The organism is Streptomyces hokutonensis, assembly GCF_000376565.1.
Taxonomy (GTDB): Bacteria; Actinomycetota; Actinomycetes; order Streptomycetales; family Streptomycetaceae; genus Streptomyces; species Streptomyces hokutonensis.
Genome location: NZ_BARG01000044.1, coordinates 227,548 through 245,711 on the forward strand (window position 1 = coordinate 227,548; position 18,164 = coordinate 245,711).

Annotated in this window: 11 protein-coding genes and 1 pseudogene; 8 read left to right on the plus strand and 4 right to left on the minus strand. The window is 71.4% G+C overall.

Going from position 1 to position 18,164, the window contains the following annotated elements; translation table 11 throughout:
• Positions 1 to 52: 52 nt before the first annotated feature.
• From ccrA to SSP08S_RS56070, 3 genes and pseudogenes are all read left to right on the plus strand, one after another.
• Positions 53 to 1,444, plus strand: coding sequence for a crotonyl-CoA carboxylase/reductase (gene ccrA / locus SSP08S_RS27300; RefSeq protein WP_019070820.1), 1,392 nt, complete (start codon positions 53 to 55; stop codon positions 1,442 to 1,444).
• Between the two features lies 1 nt (position 1,445).
• Entirely contained in the window at positions 1,446 to 2,444 is a 999-nt protein-coding gene (locus SSP08S_RS27305; protein WP_019070821.1) for a 3-oxoacyl-ACP synthase III family protein, read from the plus strand.
• A 5-nt stretch (positions 2,445 to 2,449) separates the two neighbouring features.
• A pseudogene (locus SSP08S_RS56070) lies at positions 2,450 to 3,333 on the plus strand (3-hydroxybutyryl-CoA dehydrogenase).
• 256 nt (positions 3,334 to 3,589) lie between these two features.
• Here the strand turns inward: SSP08S_RS56070 and SSP08S_RS56075 are convergent.
• Together SSP08S_RS56075 and SSP08S_RS27320 are read right to left on the minus strand one after the other, a co-directional pair.
• Positions 3,590 to 6,349, minus strand: coding sequence for an ATP-binding protein (locus tag SSP08S_RS56075; RefSeq protein WP_019070823.1), 2,760 nt, complete (start codon positions 6,347 to 6,349; stop codon positions 3,590 to 3,592).
• Between the two features lie 228 nt (positions 6,350 to 6,577).
• Positions 6,578 to 7,465: an ROK family protein gene (locus SSP08S_RS27320; RefSeq protein ID WP_019070824.1), complete on the minus strand. Its 888-nt coding sequence runs from the start codon at positions 7,463 to 7,465 to the stop codon at positions 6,578 to 6,580.
• 238 nt (positions 7,466 to 7,703) lie between these two features.
• Here SSP08S_RS27320 and SSP08S_RS27325 point away from each other — a divergent pair, with 238 nt between their 5' ends.
• Positions 7,704 to 9,227 carry an FAD-binding oxidoreductase gene (locus tag SSP08S_RS27325; protein WP_026178865.1) on the plus strand — a complete coding sequence of 508 codons (1,524 nt, stop codon included), beginning with the start codon at positions 7,704 to 7,706 and terminating at the stop codon, positions 9,225 to 9,227.
• A 62-nt stretch (positions 9,228 to 9,289) separates the two neighbouring features.
• Here the strand turns inward: SSP08S_RS27325 and SSP08S_RS27330 are convergent, their stop codons facing one another.
• A complete protein-coding gene (locus SSP08S_RS27330; RefSeq protein WP_019070826.1) occupies positions 9,290 to 9,724 on the minus strand; it encodes a type II 3-dehydroquinate dehydratase in 435 nt (144 codons plus the stop codon).
• A gap of 264 nt (positions 9,725 to 9,988) precedes the next feature.
• Between SSP08S_RS27330 and SSP08S_RS27335 the strand changes: the two genes are divergently transcribed.
• From SSP08S_RS27335 to SSP08S_RS27345, 3 genes are read left to right on the plus strand one after another with little or no spacing between them, the layout of a single operon-like run.
• Positions 9,989 to 11,155, plus strand: a complete 1,167-nt coding sequence (locus SSP08S_RS27335) for a DegT/DnrJ/EryC1/StrS family aminotransferase (protein WP_019070827.1) — start codon at positions 9,989 to 9,991, stop codon at positions 11,153 to 11,155.
• Positions 11,152 to 12,291 (plus strand): Gfo/Idh/MocA family protein, encoded by a 1,140-nt coding sequence (locus tag SSP08S_RS27340; protein ID WP_051105989.1) that lies wholly within the window; start codon positions 11,152 to 11,154, stop codon positions 12,289 to 12,291. The genes SSP08S_RS27335 and SSP08S_RS27340 overlap by 4 nt, the downstream gene beginning before the upstream one ends.
• A gap of 37 nt (positions 12,292 to 12,328) precedes the next feature.
• Positions 12,329 to 13,024, plus strand: coding sequence for an HAD-IA family hydrolase (locus tag SSP08S_RS27345; RefSeq protein ID WP_019070829.1), 696 nt, complete (start codon positions 12,329 to 12,331; stop codon positions 13,022 to 13,024).
• 132 nt (positions 13,025 to 13,156) lie between these two features.
• Here the strand turns inward: SSP08S_RS27345 and SSP08S_RS27350 are convergent, their stop codons facing one another.
• Positions 13,157 to 14,224 carry a lantibiotic dehydratase C-terminal domain-containing protein gene (locus SSP08S_RS27350; RefSeq protein WP_369407100.1) on the minus strand — a complete coding sequence of 356 codons (1,068 nt, stop codon included), beginning with the start codon at positions 14,222 to 14,224 and terminating at the stop codon, positions 13,157 to 13,159.
• On the opposite strand from SSP08S_RS27350, the gene SSP08S_RS27355 reads away from it, so the two are divergent.
• On the plus strand, positions 14,223 to 18,164 hold a 3,942-nt coding region (locus SSP08S_RS27355; protein ID WP_026178866.1), incomplete at its 3' end, for a beta-ketoacyl synthase N-terminal-like domain-containing protein. The two genes, SSP08S_RS27350 and SSP08S_RS27355, sit on opposite strands and share 2 nt — an antisense overlap.

Consider the following 18,164-nt stretch of genomic DNA (forward strand, 5'->3'; position numbering starts at 1 on the left):
GGGCGGCGGCCGCTGACTCCGTCGGCGTGTTCTTCGTGGTGGAGGAGAAGTCATGGATTCTTTGGCCGAGGCGCTGCTCGCGAATGCCGACCCGGAGGCGCTGGAGCGGCAGGACGTACCCGACGAATATCTGGCCGCTCATCTACGGGCCACGGATGTCGGGATGTTCGACGAGGTGGACGACAAGGACGTCCGTAAATCGCTGCACATAGGCCGGGTTCCCATGCCGCGCATCGCACCGGACGAAGTTCTGGTGGCGGTGATGGCCAGTTCCATCAACTACAACACGGTGTGGTCGGCGACCTTCGAGCCCGTGCCCACCTTCGAATTCCTCAAGCGCAATGCCCGGCAGGGCGGTTTCGCGGCGCGCCACGACCTGCCCCACCACGTGGTCGGCTCGGACGCGGCCGGAGTCGTCGTGCGCGTGGGCGACGGCGTGCGCCGCTGGCGGGTCGGTGACCACGTCGTGGTGAGCTGTGTCCAGGTCGACGAGGAGGAGCCCGCCACACACGCGGACGCCATGCTCGGCGCCGAGCAGCGCATCTGGGGCTTCGAGACGAACTTCGGCGGACTCGCCCACTACGCGGTGGTTCGCGCGAGTCAACTGCTGCCCAAGCCCGGACATCTGACATGGGAAGAGGCGGCCGGGAACCTGCTCACCGCCGCCACGTCCTACCGGATGCTGGTCAGCGACCGGGGCGCACGCGTCAAGCAGGGCGACATCGTCCTCATCTGGGGAGCCACCGGCGGCCTCGGCGCCTTCGCCGTACAGATGGTGAAGAACGCGGGTGGCATCCCGATCGGGGTGGTCGGCTCCGAGAGCCGGGCGGACGTGCTGCGGCGCCTCGGCTGTGACGTGGTGATCAACCGGAACGACATCGGTCTGGGCGGTGACGCCCCACTCACGCCCGAGAAGACCATCGAACTCGGCAAACGGCTGGGGCGCGAGATCAGGAGGCAGGTGGGTGAGGATCCGCACATCGTCTTCGACTACATCGGCCGGGCCACTTTCGGCATATCCGTATTCGTGGTCCGCAAGGGCGGCACAGTGGTCACCTGCGGATCCAGCACCGGATACGACCACCATTTCGACAACCGCTATCTCTGGATGAATCTGAAAAGGATCATCGGAAGTCACGCGGCCAACCTCCAGGAACAGGCGGAGTGCAATCGTCTTTTCCGGCTGGGCAGGATCGCTCCGACTCTTTCCGAGGTCTATCCGCTGTCCGAAACCGCGGAAGCGGCGCGTCTGGTCCAGCAGAACCGCCACATCGGAAAGGTCGGTGTGCTCTGTATGGCACCGGAAACCGGCCTCGGAGTGACCGACCCCGAATTGCGGGCACGGCTGGGTGAGGCACGGATCAATCCGCTCAGGAACCTCCGGGGCGCGCCCGGCGCGGACGAGACGGCCGGACCTGCCGTGACCCGCGGGCGGGAGGCCTGACGTGCGGGAGAAGCGCAGCGGAATCCTTTCGACCGGGTCGTACGTGCCCAAGAACGAGGTGGGGAACGAGGAGGTCGCCGAGCGCGTCGGAGTCACCGCGGAGTGGATCGAGCGGAAGACCCGGATACGCTCCCGGCGCTATGCCGCCCCGCACGAGGCGACCTCGGACCTCGCCGTACGGGCCGGCGCCGATGCCCTCGCCCGGGCGGGACTGACCGCCGACCGGCTCGACTACATCATCGTCGCGACCTCCACCGGCGACTTCCCGCAGCCGCCCACCTCCTGTCTGGTGCAGAACGGGCTGGGCGCGGACTCCGCGGCCTGCTTCGACATCAACGCCGTGTGCAGCGGCTTCGTCTACGCGCTCGCGCTCGCCGACAGCCTGGTCGCGGTCCGGCCCGACGCCCTCGTCCTGGTCATCGGTGCCGACCTCTACTCCCGGATCCTCGACTTCGACGACCGCCGTACCGCCGTCCTGTTCGCCGACGGAGCCGGCGCCGTGGTCGTGGGCTCGGTGCCGGAGCCGTACGGGATGATCGGTGTCGACCTGGCCAGCCGGGGCGAGGCGCACCAGCTCATCAGGGTCGAGGCCGGCGGCAGCCGCACTCCGGCGTCGGCCGAGACCCTCGCCGAGGGCGGCCACTTCTTCCGGATGGACGGCCGCGGCGTACGGGACTTCGTCGCCGAACACGTGCCGCGGGCGCTCGCCGGCCTCGCGGAACGCGTCGGCGTGCCGCTCGACCGGGTGGACCACTTCGTCCCGCACCAGGCGAACGGGGTCATGCTGGACGACCTCGTCGAACGGGCGGGACTGGGCGGCGCCCTCACCCACCGGACCCTGCACAAGTACGGGAACATGGGCAGCGCGTCCGTGCCCGTCGCCCTCGACGAGGCCAATCGCGCAGGCGAGTTGTGTCCGGGGGAGGTCGTCCTGCTCACCGGGTTCGGTGGCGGAATGTCGATCGGAGCGTCACTACTGACCTGGGGAGCCACGGCATGAGCACCATGACGACCACCACCCGGCGCGACACCCCGCCGATCAGCCGGGTCGGTGTCCTCGGCAGCGGCATCATGGGCGCCGGCATCGCCGAGCTGTGTGCCCGGGCCGGGATCGACGTCGTCGTCACCGTCTCGTCCGACGCCTCGCTGGTGTCGGGCCCGCGCAGGCTGGCCGCCTCGCTCGACCGCGGTGTGGCCAAGGGGCGGATCACCCAGGACGAGCGTGACGCGGCGCTCGGCCGGACATCCTTCACCCGCACCTGGGTGAACTCGCCGACCGTCAGCTGGTGATCGAGGCGGTGAAGGAGAACGAGTCCCTGAAGAGGGAGCTGTTCGCCACCCTCGACAAGATCGTGGAGAGTCCGGACGCCGTCCTCGCGTCCAACACCTCGTCGATCCCGATCGTGCGGCTGGCCCGTGCCACCGAGCGGCCGGAACAGGTCGTGGGAATGCACTTCTTCAACCCGGCCCCGGTGCTGCCCCTGGTGGAGATCGTCTCGTCCGTGCTGACGGCACCCCGAGTCGCGGCGCGTGCCACGGATTTCGTCACCGACGTGCTCGGGAAGCAGCCGATCAGCTCGCCGGACCGCTCCGGATTCATCGTGAACGCGCTGCTGTTCCCCTATCTGCTCTCCGCCGTCCGCATGGTCGACTCCGGTCTCGCCGACGCCGAAGTCATCGACCGGAGCATGGTCCTGGGCTGCTCGCACCCGCTCGGTCCGCTCCGGCTCGCCGACCTGATCGGGCTCGACACCACCGTCTCCATCGCGCAGGCCATGTACGAGGAGTTCAAGGAACCCCTGTACGCCCCGCCCGCCCTGCTGCTGCGGATGGTCGAGGGCGGCCTGCTCGGCCGGAAGTCCGGCCGAGGCTTCTACGAGTACCCGTGACCCCCAGGACCTGCCCGGCGGATCCTGTCGCGGACGCGGGGTCTGGCACGCCCTCCCTCACTGCCCTAAAGGCGTGGGGGCCCCAGCGGCGTTGTCGTCGGTCGCCGACTTTCCCCGGCCTTCGGCCGGGAGGCGCCCCCACCGCAGCCGCTGATGTCAACGTCTCCTCCGGCTTGCAGATGGACGCACCAGACCCCGCTCACCGGCGCTGATCAGGCACCGATGTTTTCCCGCGACCTGATCCGCCGGGCAGGTCCTAGAGCGGGCTCGGGCGGCGGGGCGGTTCGCCGCCGGCGGACCTGCGGCCCTGGCGGGTGGTGCCGCGGGCGGGGGAGTGGGCCGTTGCCTCGTTGAGCCAGTCGTCGGCGAGACGGCGCTTGACGGCCCTTGTCTTGCGCGGCAGTTGGGAATAGGCGACCTCGCGCACCAGAGGCTGCCGGAAGGCGTACTCGACCTCGCCCGGGATGGCGGTCCGCCGGCGCCGGTGCAGGAAGTGCCTGCGCTCCAGAAAGGCGAGGTGGTGGGCGACCTCTTCCCGGTCGCGGTCGCCGAGCGCGGCGACCGCGCCCACCCACAGGGTGTCGCCGACCACCGAGGCGTCCCGCAGCACCGCCTTCTGCGCGGGCAGCAGCGTGTCGAGGCGAGCCGCTATCACCGTCTGCACGGGACCCGGCAGGGGCACCGGTTCCGTACCGGCGTCCTCGCCCAGCGCCTGGACGTACTCCCTGGCGAACAGCGGATTCCCGCCGACCCGGGCCACCAGGACGGGGTCGAGCGAGCCGCTTCCTCGGTCCCCGGCCAGGGAGCCCATCAGCAGGCCCGTCACATGGTCGGGCAGCGGGTCCAGAGTCAGCATCACGGCGTCCCGCTTGCCGCAGCTCCAGCGCGGACGCACGTGCAGCAGCTCGGGACGGGACGTCGCCAGCAGCATCAACGGCACCGGTGCCAGCTGCTCGACGACCTCCGACACGGCGTCCATCAGTTCGGGCGAGGCCAGGTGCATGTCCTCCATGACCACCAGCAGCGGCCGCTGTGCGGCGATCTCCTCGATGAGCTGACGCCAGACCAGGAAGACGGCGTGGAACGTGTCGTGGCCAACCGGTTCCACCTGCCCGTCCGCGCCGAGGCACCGGCGCAGCCCCCGCAACAGCTCCGGTCCCGCGGCGCTGTCGCCGAGCAGCCCGTGCACCGCGTCGACCAGCTTGCGGTCGGCGACGACGGGGCTGTCGGTCGCTTCGATTCCGGCGTACGCCCGAACGGTCGACACCAGGGGTGCCACACAGTTGTCCCCGCCGAACGGCGAGATACGAGCGGTGAGCACGGCCGGTCCGGAGTACGGAGCGGTGGGCCCGGCGTGGGCATCGGTGGGTCCGCCCGCGTACGCCCTGGCCTTTGCCTTGTGGAGGAACTCGGTCACCAGCCGGCTCTTGCCCAGGCCCGGTTCGCCGATCACCGTCACCAGATGCGGTCGCTGTCGCCGGAGCATGTCGCCGAGCAGGCCCGTCAGTATCTCGATCTCGCGCTCGCGGCCCAGGAACGGCGAGACCGGTCCGGCCGGTGTGCCGCTCGGTGCCATGTTCCTGATCTCCCAGCCGTCCCCGGGGGCGGCGGTCCAGGCGGCGCCGAACACATCTCCCCCGATCCTGACGGTGCAGTCGCAGACCCTGAGTCCGCCCGGCTCGGCGGAGTCGAGCAGTTGCTGGCAGCGGTCGAGGACCTGACCGGTCGCCTCGGCCGGCTCGACATGGTTCTCCGACGCGTAGGTGACCATCATTTCGCCCGTGGCGACGGCCAGTCGGCAGGTTCGCAGGGTGTCCCCGCTGCCGGAGAACTCCTCGGCGACCCGGTCGCGGATCGCGAGGGCGGCACGGACGGCGCGTTCGGGGTCGTTCTCGTGCAGCTGCGGAACACCGAACAGGGCCAGCCAGGTGGCGCCCACCGCGGTGCGCAGCACCCCGCCGAACCGCTCCACCTCACGGCGTACGACGTTCGTCAGGTCCTTCTGTACGGCGTCCGTGTGCTCGGGGTCCTCGTGTCCCGCCGGGTGCGGGACCCTGGCCCGCATCAGCAGCACCGACACCCGTTTGCGTTCCACCATGGCGGTGGCCGGGGTGCCGCCCTCGGGGCGGGGTTCGAGGGCGCCGTAGTGGCCCGCGACCGAGGCGGTGGCCAGTGCCGCCGAGGGGTCCGCGGACCGCGGATAGGAGCTGAGCAGGCGCAGGTTCGAGGCGGCGGCGGCCGTCTCGTCGCCCAAGCCGGCACCGGGCAGGTCGAGTTCCGGAGCGTGGGTGAGTATGGCCCTTTCCATGTCGAGGAGTTCCGGGCCGGGGTCGAGTCCGAACTCGTCGGCCAGCGCGGCCCGGGTGCGCTGGTACGCGGCCAGCGCCTCGGGTTGCCGGCCGCACCGGTACAGCGCCAGCATGAGCTGGCCGCAGAGCCGTTCCCGGGCCGGGTCACCGGAGGAGGCGCGCTCCAGCTCACCCACCAGGTCCCAGTGCCGGCCGAGCGCCAGTTCCGCCTGCACGCAGTCTTCGAGGGCGGTCAGCCGCTCGTTGTGGACGACCTCCTGCTCGGGCCAGGCGATGCCCTCCTCGGCGAGGTCGGCCAGGGCCGGGCCGTGCCACAGTTCCAGGGCCTTGCGCAGCGCGGTGGCGGCGTTCTGCCACTCCGCCGCCGCGAGATGCTGCCGTCCCTGGTCCGCGAGGGACTGGAACACCGACAGATCGATGTGCCTGGGGTTCACCGTGAGCAGATAGCCGGGCGAGCGCGTCTGAAGGGAGACCTCGGGGGCGTCGGCGAGGATCCTGCGCAGTCCGGAGACCGCGTTCTGCACCATTTTGCGACAGGTCGGCGGGGCGTCGTGACCCCAGACGGCGCGAATGATGCTGCTGGTGGCGACGACTTTGTTGGCGTTCAGGAGCAGATATCCCAGAACGGCCCGTTGGTTCAGTCCGCCCAACGGCACCCGTCCCTCGATGCCCGAGATCTCCAATGGGCCGAGGATCTTGAACCGCACAGCAACCCCCGTTCACCTGTCACATGGCTGAACCAGGCGAGTAGTTGACTCGGTCCGAGCACGGTCGAGCAGCCCCTTTGATGCTCCCGGCTGGATCCAAGTCAATCAAACCGCCCGGGAGGTACGTCAACATCGCGCCGCCGCAGGGTCTTGACAGACGGCTAAAAATCATCCCTGGGGAAACCCCTTGCGAGCCGTTCCGGCAGGCCGGCGGATACGTGGCCGGCCTCACTCGCCGCGGGCCAGCAGCAACGCGCCGTACAGGGAGGACAGTCCGCCGAGCGAGGCTCTGCCGATCACCGCGCGCGGGCCGCCCGGCCGCGCCAACAAGGCGGCCTGCCCGGCGATTTGGGGGACCAGTCCGGGCAGGGCGTCGGCGAAGCCCCCGCCGATCACCACCTGCTCCGGACGGGCCAGTTCCGTAAGGCTGACCACGGCGGTCGCGAGCGCCGAGCAGGTCTCGTCCAGCGTCGCCACGGCCCACGGCAGCAGCGCGTCCGCGGCGTCCCGCAGTTCGGTGAACTCCACTTCCCGGCCCAGGAGTTCAGCGGCCCGGCGCAGCGTCGAGGGCCCGGAGGCGAGCGACTGGAGGCAGCCGCGCCGTCCGCAGTCGCACCTTGGCCCGAAACGGTCGACCGTCATGTGCCCGATCTCGCACGAGCCCGCGGCCGGTCCGGGAAACGGACGCCCGCCGTGCACGATGCCGCCGCCGATTCCGGTCCCGACACCGAGGTAGACGACATTCCCGCAGGCCGCGGCGTCCGCCTCCGCCAGCGCGGCCAGATCACCGTCGTCCGCCATCCGCACCGCGGTCCCCGGAAAGAGTTCGCGCAACTCGGTGCGGAGATCGAGGCCCCGCCATCCCGGCCGGCCCGGCCAGGTGGCGACCCGGCCCGTCCCGTCCACCGTGGCGGGCATCGCCACCCCGACCGCGGTGAGCGGACGCCGCCACCTGGCGAGCAGCGCGTCCGCATGGTGCCGCAGCATGGCGACGTCCCGCCGGGCGGCCCCCGTGTCCCGCGGCCAGTGGAAGACCGACTCCAGCGGATCGTGTCCCTCCGATTCGAGCCGCAGTGCCACCTTGGTGCCGCCGATGTCGATCCCCAGGTACCCCATGACCCCTCCGTCAGCCGGTCGAGTCGGCCGCTCCGACCCCCGGCGCGATGCAGGATATGGCGCCCCCAGGACCACAAGTCGGCTGTTCGGAGCGGTGTTGCCGCAGGTCAGGGGAGGCATAGGGGTTCCAGCCCGGGCGCTTGCGTTCATAGCTTCGACACAGGGTGAGGGGGCTGGACACTCCCGCTCCCCCCTCAGATCGAACAGCTCGACCAAGCAAGCAGAGAGGCGACGACGCGTGATCAGCCGACGATCAGTTCTCCAGCTGGGCGGTGCCCTGGCGGTGGCCGGAAGTGTGGGCGCGGCGGCCCCCTCGGCACAGGGTGCCAGGTCCGCCACCGTGCCGTGGGACCAGCTGCGCGCGCGGCTGCGGGGCGATCTCGTCCTGCCCGCGGACAGTGGGTACGACCTCGCGAAGCAGCTGGCGGTCGCCGAGTACGACGCCATCCACCCGCAGGGCATCGCCTACTGCGAGACCCCGGCCGACGTGGCCAGTGCCGTGCGGTTCGCCCAGGCCAACTCGCTGCCGACGCGCACCCGCAGCGGTGGCCACAACTTCGCCGGCTGGTCGACGGGCGAGGGCCTGGTCGTCGACGTCTCCCGGATCAAGCACGTCAAGGTGGGCGCGTCCACCGTACGGCTGGGACCCGGCGCGATGTCGGTGGAGGCGCTCACTGCGCTCAAGCCGTACAACAGACAGATCGTCACCGGCACCTGCCCGACCGTGTGTCCGGGCGGCTTCCTCACGGGTGGCGGCATCGGATTCCAGACCGCCCGATACGGACTGGGCAGCGACCGGCTCGTGTCCGCCCGCGCGGTGCTCGCCGACGGGAGCCTGGTGACCGCCTCCGCGACCCGGGAGCCGGACCTCTTCTGGGCGTTGCGCGGCGGAGGCGGCGGCAATTTCGGCGTCCTGGTCGACTTCGAGGTGCTGCCGATCGACCAGCCGCGAGGGGTCTACTTCGCCACGACCTGGCCCTGGGACAAGGCCAGGGAACTCGTCGAGGCCTGGCAGCAGTGGAGCCTGGCCGACGCGGACACGCTGGGCTCCTCCTGCGGCGTACTCCTTTTCGACGCGGCCCCCGGCACCACACCCATGGTCACGGTCAACGGCGGCTACTGGGGCGCCCAGGCGGACCTGGAGGCAGGGCTCGACGCGCTCGCCGCCCAGGCCGGCGCCCAGCCCTTGAGCCGGTCGGTCGCCGAACTGCCGTACGACGAAGTGATGATGCATGTGTACGGCTGCGACCAGGTCACCGTGAAGCAGTGTCACCGGGTCGGGCAGAACGACGAGGCGACCATCCCGCGTGGCGGCGCCCTGCGCGAGCGCCACCGGCTCTTCGACAAGCCGCTCACGGGTTCGGCCCTCGCCGCGACCCTGGCGGCCTTCGACGCCGACCGCCACGCCGGGCACACCAGATTCCTCGGCTTCAACCACCTCGGCGGCGCCTCGACGCGGCCCGGCCGCACCGACACGGCGTTCTGGCACCGCGACACGCAGTTCCTCATCGGCATCGGGGCGGCCCTGCCCTCCCCGACACCGTCCGCCGAGGACGAGGCGGTCACCAAGGCCTGGGTGGACCGCGGGTACGGCATCATCGACCCGCTCTCGACCGGTCACTCGTACATCAACTTCCCGGACGAGCGGCTCGAGGACTGGCAACAGGCCTACTACGGCGGGAACTACGACCGCCTGGTCCAGGTGAAGAACGCCTACGACCCGGGGAACTTCTTCAACCACCCGCAGAGCATCGGGAGTTGACCGACGCGCAACCCCTTGCCGCCCGGCGCTCGCGAGGCGCCGGGCGGCAAGGGGCCGGCACATCAGCCGGAGACGGTCTCCACCAGTGCGCGCGCCGCCAGGCGGTAGCCGAGCGTGCCGAGACCCACGATCACTCCCGCGGCCAGCGGCGCGAGCACCGACTCGTGCCGGAACGTCTCACGGGCCCACACGTTCGAGATGTGGACCTCGACGAAGGGGTGCGGATACGCGGCCAGGGCGTCCCGCAGACTCCAGCCGGCGATCATCAGCGCTCCCGGGTTCACCACGGCCCCCACCGTGTCGTGGCAGTCGTTCACCGCCCCGACGAGGTCGCCCTCCGAATCGTGCTGCACGGAACGCACCTTCCAGCCGCGGGACTCGATTTCCGCGGCCACGGCCTCCTCGATATCCGCCAGCGTATCCATTCCGTATATCTCGGGTTCCCGGCGGCCGAGAATGCCCAGGTTGGGTCCGTTCAGCAGGAGTACGCTGGCCAAGATTCACCTCGTTCGTAGGGCCGATCAATAGATCGGGTCGACGGAGTGAAGAGCCTATCGAGCGCCCTCCGGAACAGTGACGTGACCTGTAATGCAATTCCGGGACAAGGGGGTTCTAGGGGTAAACATAGGGGAGATGACACGCCGTCCGGTGTTCGCTAGCGTGCTGCCAGTCGCCCGGTGCCACCTGCGGATTCCTTTTTCCCGCCGCGGTACCGGCGGTTCACGGAACGGTTCTCCTTCGATGGAAAGACAGGTGAATTGATGAGCGGGAATCCGCTGGAAGCCCCGGAATTCCCCGACTGGCCCCAGTACGGCGACGAGGAGCGGGTCGGGCTGATCCGGGCCCTGGAGCAGGGACAGTGGTGGAGGATGGGCGGCGGCGAAGTCGACGCCTTCGAGCGCGAGTTCGCCGAGTACCACGGCTCCGAGCACGCCCTCGCCGTCACCAACGGCACACACGCACTCGAACTCGCTCTCCAGGTGCTCGGCGTGGGGGCCGGTACCGAAGTCGTCGTTCCGGCGTTCACCTTCATCTCCTCCTCGCAGGCGGCCCAGCGCCTCGGCGCGGTGGCCGTACCGGTGGACGTCGACCCCGACACCTACGCCATCGACCCGGCGGCCGTCGAGGCGGCCATCACTCCCCGGACCCGCGCGATCATGCCGGTCCACATGGCCGGACACTTCGCCGACATGGACGCGCTGGCGAAGCTCTCCGCCGACTCGGGTGTGCCCCTCATCCAGGACGCCGCGCACGCCCACGGTGCCCGGTGGCAGGGCAAGAAGGTCGGCGAACTCGGCTCGATCGCCGCGTTCAGCTTCCAGAACGGCAAGCTGATGACCGCGGGCGAGGGCGGCGCGGTCCTCTTCCCCGACGCCGAGTCCCGGCGGACCGCGTTCCTGCGCCACAGCTGCGGCCGGCCGCCGACGGACCGGCACTACTTCCATCAGACCTCGGGCTCCAACTTCCGTATGAACGAGTTCTCCGCAGCGGTGCTCCGAGCCCAACTGGGCCGCTTCGACCGGCAGATAGACACCCGCGAACAGCGCTGGCCGCTGCTGGCCGGGCAGTTGGCGCAGATCCCGGGCGTCGTGCCGCAGTCCAGGGACGAGCGCAACGACCGCGTCCCGCACTACATGGCCATGTTCCGGCTGCCCGGCATCACCGAGGAGCGGCGCAACGCCGTCGTCGACGCGCTCGTCGCACGGGGCCTGCCCGCCTTCGCGGGCTTCCGCGCCATCTACCGCACCCCCGGCTTCTGGGAGACCGGAGCACCGGACGAGACCGTCGACGACATCGCCCGCCGGTGCCCCAACTCCGAGGCCATCAGCGGCGACACCGTCTGGCTGCACCACCGCACCCTGCTGGGCGCCGAGGAGCAGGTGGGCCGGATCGCCGACATCGTCGCCGACGTCCTGGCCACCACGTGACTCCCGCCCACCCGGCCCGTGAGCACACCGGCCGGCCCGTCCGAGTGGCGGTCGTCGGCCTGGGCTGGGCCGGCCGCACCATCTGGCTGCCACGGCTTCGGCAGCACCCCGCCTTCGAGGTGGTGGCCGTGGTCGACCCGAGCGAACGGGCGCGTACCGAGGCGGTGTCCGACGCACCCGGCGCACGGTCGTTCGCCGGCCTCGACGGCCTGTCCGCCACCGCGGTGGACCTCGCCGTGATCGCGGTGCCCAACCATCTGCATGCCGAGGTCGCCTCCCGGCTGCTCGCCGAAGGCACCCCCGTCTTCGTCGAGAAGCCCGTCTGTCTCGACTCGGACGAGGCCGCCCGGCTGGCCCGGGCCGAGGCATCGGGCGGCGCCGTCCTGCTGTCCGGAAGCGCCGCCCGGCACCGGGCCGACGTACGGGCCCTGAGTGAACTCACCGCCTCACTGGGGCCAGTCCGGCACATCGAGGTCGCCTGGATCCGCGCGCGCGGAGTGCCCGACGCGGGCGGCTGGTTCACCCGGCGCACCCTCGCCGGCGGTGGGGCCCTGGTCGACCTGGGCTGGCATCTGCTGGACACGGCGCTGCCCCTGGTCGGCGACGGCATCGGCTTCGACCAGGTCGTGGGCACCGTCTCCGGCGACTTCCTGGGCAGCGCCGGCTCCGGCGCGGCCTGGCGTCACTCCGCACCGGAGGACCGGGCACCGGGTGACCTCGGCGACGTGGAGGACACCGCACGCGGGTTCCTCGTCGCCGACAACGGCGTCTCCGTGGCACTGCGCGCGAGCTGGGCCTCGCACGAGCGGCACGACGTCACCCTTGTCAGGGTCGAAGGGGCCGCCGGAACCGCCACCCTTCGCTGCACCTTCGGATTCAGCCCCAACCGTGAGGGCGGCTCCCGGCTGACCCTGACCCGCGACGGCCGAACCGAACCCGTACCCGTGGCCGACGAGCCCATCGGCGCCGAATACGTGCGCCAACTGGACGAGCTGCCCCGGCTGTTGGCCGATCCCGCCGTCCGTGGCCGGGCCGTCGCGGAGGTACGGCTCACCATCGGAGCGATCGAACGCCTCTACCAATCGGCCCGGAACGCCGGACGGCAGGCCGTGCCGGCGGGACACGGCGCCCACTGACCCAGAACCCCGTGACCGTACGGAGGGAGGAGACCCTGTGGAGGACAGCAACCCGGCGCGGCCCGGCGGCCCCCTGCTGGCAGAGGAGGACGGACCACTCGCCGTGGTGTTCGACATGGACGGCGTCCTCGTGGACAGCTTCGCGGTGATGCGTGAGGCGTTCACGGTGGCGTACGCCGAGGTCGTGGGGGCGGGACCGGCCCCCTTCGACGAGTACAACCGACACCTCGGGCGCTACTTCCCCGACATCATGCGGATCATGGGGCTGCCCCTGGAGATGGAGGAACCGTTCGTCCGCGAAAGCTACCGGCTGGCCCACCGGGTGACCATGTTCGACGGCATACCGGACCTGCTGACGAGCCTGCGCGGACGGGGCATCGGGCTCGCCGTCGCCACCGGGAAGAGCGGCCGGCGGGCCCGGTCGCTCCTCGAACGACTGGGCGTCCTGCCGCTGTTCCACCATGTCATCGGCGGGGACGAGGTGCCACGCGCCAAACCCGCCCCCGACATGGTCAGGCGCGCCCTCGAACTGCTGGACGTGCGCCCCGGCAACGCGCTCATGATCGGCGACGCCGTCACCGACCTGCAGAGCGCCCGCGCCGCCGGAGTACGCGCGGTCGCCGCCCTGTGGGGCGAGACCGCCGAGGCGGCACTGCTCGCCGAACGGCCCGACGCCGTGCTGCGCAGCCCGGGAGAGCTGCACGGGCTGCTGCCGCGGGTCCCGGTGCACTGACCCCGGCCGAACGGACCGGAACACGGGAAGGGGCCCGCTCGCCGGAGGACGGCGAGCGGGCCCCTTCCCGCGCCTGCGCTCGGAGAGACAGCCGTACGGCCGCGCCTCCGCCGAGGCGCGGCCCGGCGACCGCTAGGCAGGCTGGGGTGCCGGCGCGAACAGGGCGGAGACGGGCTCGGGCAGCGCGACCCCCGTGCGCAGCGCCGTGCGCAGGGCGTGCGCGGCCAGCGCCTCGTCCGCGACCTCGACACCCAGCCGCCGATGGGTCAGATGCGCGTGGTCGAAGAGCAGATAGCCGACCGGGGCCACCGCAGCGTGCTCCGCGACCAGCGAACCCACCGTGCGCGTATAGCGCTCCCAGTGCCCCGCGTCCCCGGCTCCGGTCCCCGGCAGGCCGAACACCTGGCGGGTCGCCGCCTCCACGGCCGACCGCCGCAGCCGGGTCACCTCCGCCCGCAGCCGCGCCGGCAACTCGTTCACCCAGTGCTGCCAGCACTGGAACAGGAACGGGACCCGGTCGTCGACCGCGAGCAGTTCGGTGAGCAGCGCGAGATGCAGGAACGCGACGCCGATACCGGGGACCGCACCCGCGCGCCCGGCCACCGCGCTGTCCCGCAGCAGCCCCAGCGCCAACTCGCTGGAGGCCGTGGCCAGTCGCGCGGCGAGATCCACCGTGGCGTGGTCGAGGTATTTCGACATGGGCGGTTCGTAACGGTCCCAGGCGACCGGCCGGCCCCGCTCTCCGGCGGCCCGGTCCAGGTCTCTCCTGATGTCCTGAAGAATCTCCGGCCGGGAAAACAGCCAGAGGCCGATGTGCGGGCCGAGCCGGCCCTCCAGGGGTTCGAAGTACCAGAGTGCTTCGCTGTCCACGGAACGCACACGGTCGACGAGTTCGGAAACGAGCGAAGGAAATAATGCTCTCTCAGGAACCCGGTCCGGGACCGGGTGTTCGAGAAGACGGACGAACAGCCAATTGCGCGTCATGCGCCCGAGCCTAGTGTTCGGGCGCCGCCCCATTCCGTGCACTCCGGACGAAATACCGGGTCCCGCGGAAGTTAGGGATGCCGTAGGGGGTGGCTCAGGGGTCGTACTCGCGGATTGTCCGTACACACTTTCACTTGGCACGGCGCGACCAGGAGGATAACTCCGCATTCGCCTGCCGGTTTTGGGTTGGCCCGCAGACAAGGGATGTGGTGACATGCTGCGCACCGAACTTATTCGGCCGCTGCCCGAGTTGCTCCGCTCGCACGCCGAGACCCACGGGGACAAGGTCGCCTTCCACGACGCGCGACGCGGTGTCACCTATGCCGAACTCGAGCTGCGCACCCGCAGGATCGCCGGACACCTGGCGGATCTGCGGCTGCAACCCGGCGACCGGGCCGCCATTCTGCTCGGCAACCGCGTGGAGACGGTGGAGAGTTACCTGTCCATCACCCGGGCGAGCGCGGTCGGCGTGCCGCTCAACCCGCGGGCCACCGACGACGAACTCGGCCATCTCCTCGACGACAGCGGCGCCCATGTCGTCATCACCGACGCGGCCCACGTCGGGCAGCTCGCCCGCCTCGTGGCCGACCGGCCCGGGCTGCGGGTCGTCGTCACCGCCGACGGGGGCATACCGGACGGCGCGCCGCTCGGCACCCTGTCCTTCGAGACGATGGCCGCCACCGAACCCCTCGCACAGGCCCGCGACGACCTCGGCCTGGACGACATCGCGTGGACGCTCTACACCTCCGGCACCACCGGCCGGCCCAAGGGCGTCATGTCCACCCAGCGCAACTGCCTCTGGTCGGTCGCCGCCTGCTACGTACCCATCCCCGGACTGTCCGCCGCGGACCGGGTCGTGTGGCCGCTGCCCCTCTTCCACAGCCTGTCGCACATCGTCTGCGTCCTCGGTGTCACCGCGGTCGGCGCCACCGCCCGCATCGTCGACGGCTTCTCCGCCGACGAGGTGCTCGACGCGCTGCGCGCCGACTCCGCGACGTTCCTCGCCGGCGTCCCCACCATGTACCACTATCTCGTCAGGGCGGCGCGCGAGAGCGGCTTCGAGGCCCCGGCCCTGCGGATGTGCCTGGTCGGCGGCGCGATCACCACCGCCGAGCTGCGCCGTTCCTTCGAGGAGGCCTTCGGCGCACCGCTCCTGGACGCCTACGGATCCACCGAGACATGCGGCTCGATCACCATCAACTGGCCGGTCGGCGCCCGGGTCGAGGGATCCTGCGGGCTGCCCGTGCCCGGTCTCGGGGTACGCGTCGTCGACACCGAGACCGGCCTCGACGCCGAGGCGGGGGCCGAGGGCGAGGTGTGGGTCCGCGGCCCGAGCGTCATGGCCGGCTACCACAACCAGCCCGAGGCCACCGCCGAAGCCGTCAAGGACGGCTGGTACCGCACGGGCGACCTGGCCCGCCGCGACGCGGACGGCTACTTCGTCATCACCGGCCGGATCAAGGAGCTCATCATCCGGGGCGGCGAGAACATCCACCCCGTCGAGGTGGAGGAGGTCCTGCGCACCGTCCCGGGCGTCGTGGACGTCGCCGTGGTCGGCAAACCGCACGAGGTGCTCGGCGAGGTGCCCGTCGCGTTCCTCGTCGCCGGACCCGAGGGGATCGACCCGGAACGGCTGCTGGCCACCTGCCGTGAGCGACTGTCGTACTACAAGGTCCCCGAGGAGCTCTACGAGATCGACCGGGTCCCCCGCACCGCCTCGGGCAAGACCACCCGGCACGTCCTGCTCGACATGCCCGCACGGCTGCGCGCCGTCGGAGCCGGCCACTACGAGTCGCTCTTCCGGCTCGACTGGGTACCCCTGCCGTCCGTGCCGGCACCGCACGTGCCCGCCGGGGGACGCTGGACGCAGATCGGCACCGACCCCTTCGGCGTCGTCGGCGCGCTCCCGCCCGGTGGCCCCACGATCGAGCCGTACGCCGGCACAGCGGCCGAAGCCACCGAAGTCACCCTCCTTTCAACCGACGCCCGGCCCTTCGCGGCCGACCGGATCGCCGACTCCGTACGGAACGACGTCGACGATCTCCGGCGACGCGTCGATGCCTGGCTCGCCGACGAACACCCGGACGCGGCCCGGCTCGTGGTACTGACCCGCGGTGCGGTCGAAGTCGGCATCGTCGACGAACCCCGGGAGCCGGGCGACCTCCCCGCATGGGGCCTGGTGCGCTCGCTCCAGGCCCAGTACCCCGACCGCCTCGTACTCGTGGACCTGGACGACGCCGAGGTCTCGGCCGCGGCCGTGCCCCTGGCCGTCGCCTCCTGGGAACCGCAGGTCGCCGTCCGCGGCGGCGTCGTCCTGCGGCCCCGCCTCGCCCGGGTGACCTTCGCCGGTGAACAGCGGACGTCCGCCCCCTCCGCCTTCGCGGGCGCGACCCTGGTGACCGGCTCCGACACGAGCACGGGCGCCGCCCTCGCCCGCCACCTGGTCGTGGCGCACGGCGCTCGCCGACTGCTCCTGCTGAGCCCGCGAGGCTCCGCCGACCGTACGGCCGACGAGCTGAGCCGCGAACTGCGGGCAGCCGGGGCCGAGGTGACGCTCACCGCCTGCGACCCGGCCGACCACACCACACTGGCCGCCACCCTCACCGGGTACCGGCACCCGATCACCGCGGTCGTGCACGCGGCCGGCGCGACCCCCACCACGGACCTCGGACGGGCCGTCGACGGCGCGCTCAACCTCCACCGCCTCACCGCCTCCGCGGATCTCTCCGCGTTCCTCGTCCTCACCGCGGCCCACGGACTGCTCGGCACGACCGGGCGCGGTACGGAGGCCGCCGCCGACGCCTTCCTCGACTCCCTGGTACGGCACCGGACATCCCAGGGGCTCCCCGCGCTCTCCCTCGCCTGGGGTCCCGGGGACACCACCGGCCTGCCCGCGCCGTCCGGTGTCGGCACACTTCCGCCGCAGGACAGCCTCGCCATGTTCGACGCCGCGCTGCTCACCGGCCGGGGGCACCTGGCCGCGCTGCACCCCGACACGGCGTCGCTCGACTCCGGCACGGTTCCGGCCCCGCTGCGCAGCCTGATCGACGCGCTGCCCAGGTCCGCCCGGCCCGACGCGGCGGCCACCTCCGAACTGGGGCGCAGGCTCGCCGCCCTGACCAGGGCCGAACAGGACCGCACACTCCTGGACCTCGTACGCGAGGCCGCCGCCGAGGTCCGCACCCAGGACGACGCCGCGGCGATCGCCCCCGAACGGGCCTTCAAGGAACTCGGCTTCACCTCACTCACCGCGGTGGAACTGCGCAACCGCCTCACCGCCTCGACCGGCCTGACACTGCCCGCCACCCTCGCCTTCGACCACCCCACCCCCGCCGCTGTCGCCCGCTACCTGCGCGGACAACTCCTCGGCCACGAGAACACGGCGGTGACCGCGCGACCGCGTCCCCTCGCGCCGGACGAGCCGATCGCGATCGTCGGGATGGGGTGCCGGCTGCCGGGCGGAGTCACCTCCCCCGAGGAGTTGTGGCGGCTGGTGTCCGAGGAGCGGGAGGGGCTGGTGGACTTTCCGGCCGACCGCGGCTGGGACCTCGACAACCTCTACGACGCCGATCCCGACCGGCCCGGCACGTCGTACGTCCGCAAGGGCGGGTTCCTCGACGGCGTCGGCGACTTCGACGCGGAGCTGTTCGGTGTGTCGCCGCGTGAGGCGCTGGCGATGGACCCGCAGCAGCGGCTGATGCTCGAAGTGTCCTGGGAGGCGCTGGAACGCGCCGGCCTCGCGCCGACCTCGCTCAAGGGTCAGGACGTCGGGGTGTTCTCGGGCGTGATGTACCACGACTACGCGAGCAAACTGGACCAGGCTCCCGAAGGGCTCGAGGGCTACCTCGGCACCGGCAACTCCGGCAGCGTGGCCTCCGGTCGGGTGTCGTACGCGCTGGGTCTTGAGGGTCCGGCGGTGACGGTGGACACGGCCTGCTCGTCGTCCCTGGTGGCCCTGCACCTGGCAGCTCAGTCACTGCGGAGCGGCGAGTGCTCCATGGCGCTGGCCGGGGGCGTGGCGGTCATGGCACAGCCCACCTCCTTCGTGGAGTTCTCGCGGCAGCGCGGGCTGGCCGTGGACGGTCGGTGCAAGGCGTTCGCGGACGCGGCGGACGGCACGGGGTGGGCCGAGGGTGCTGGTGTTCTGCTCCTTGAA

Coding starts and splice junctions, on each gene's coding strand:
- ccrA (WP_019070820.1), top strand. CDS start 53: ATGGATTCTTTGGCCGAGGCGCTGCTCGCGAATGCCGACCCGGAGGCG.
- SSP08S_RS27320 (WP_019070824.1), bottom strand. CDS start 7,465: ATGGGGTACCTGGGGATCGACATCGGCGGCACCAAGGTGGCACTGCGG.
- SSP08S_RS27335 (WP_019070827.1), top strand. CDS start 9,989: ATGAGCGGGAATCCGCTGGAAGCCCCGGAATTCCCCGACTGGCCCCAG.
- SSP08S_RS27350 (WP_369407100.1), bottom strand. CDS start 14,224: ATGTCACCACATCCCTTGTCTGCGGGCCAACCCAAAACCGGCAGGCGA.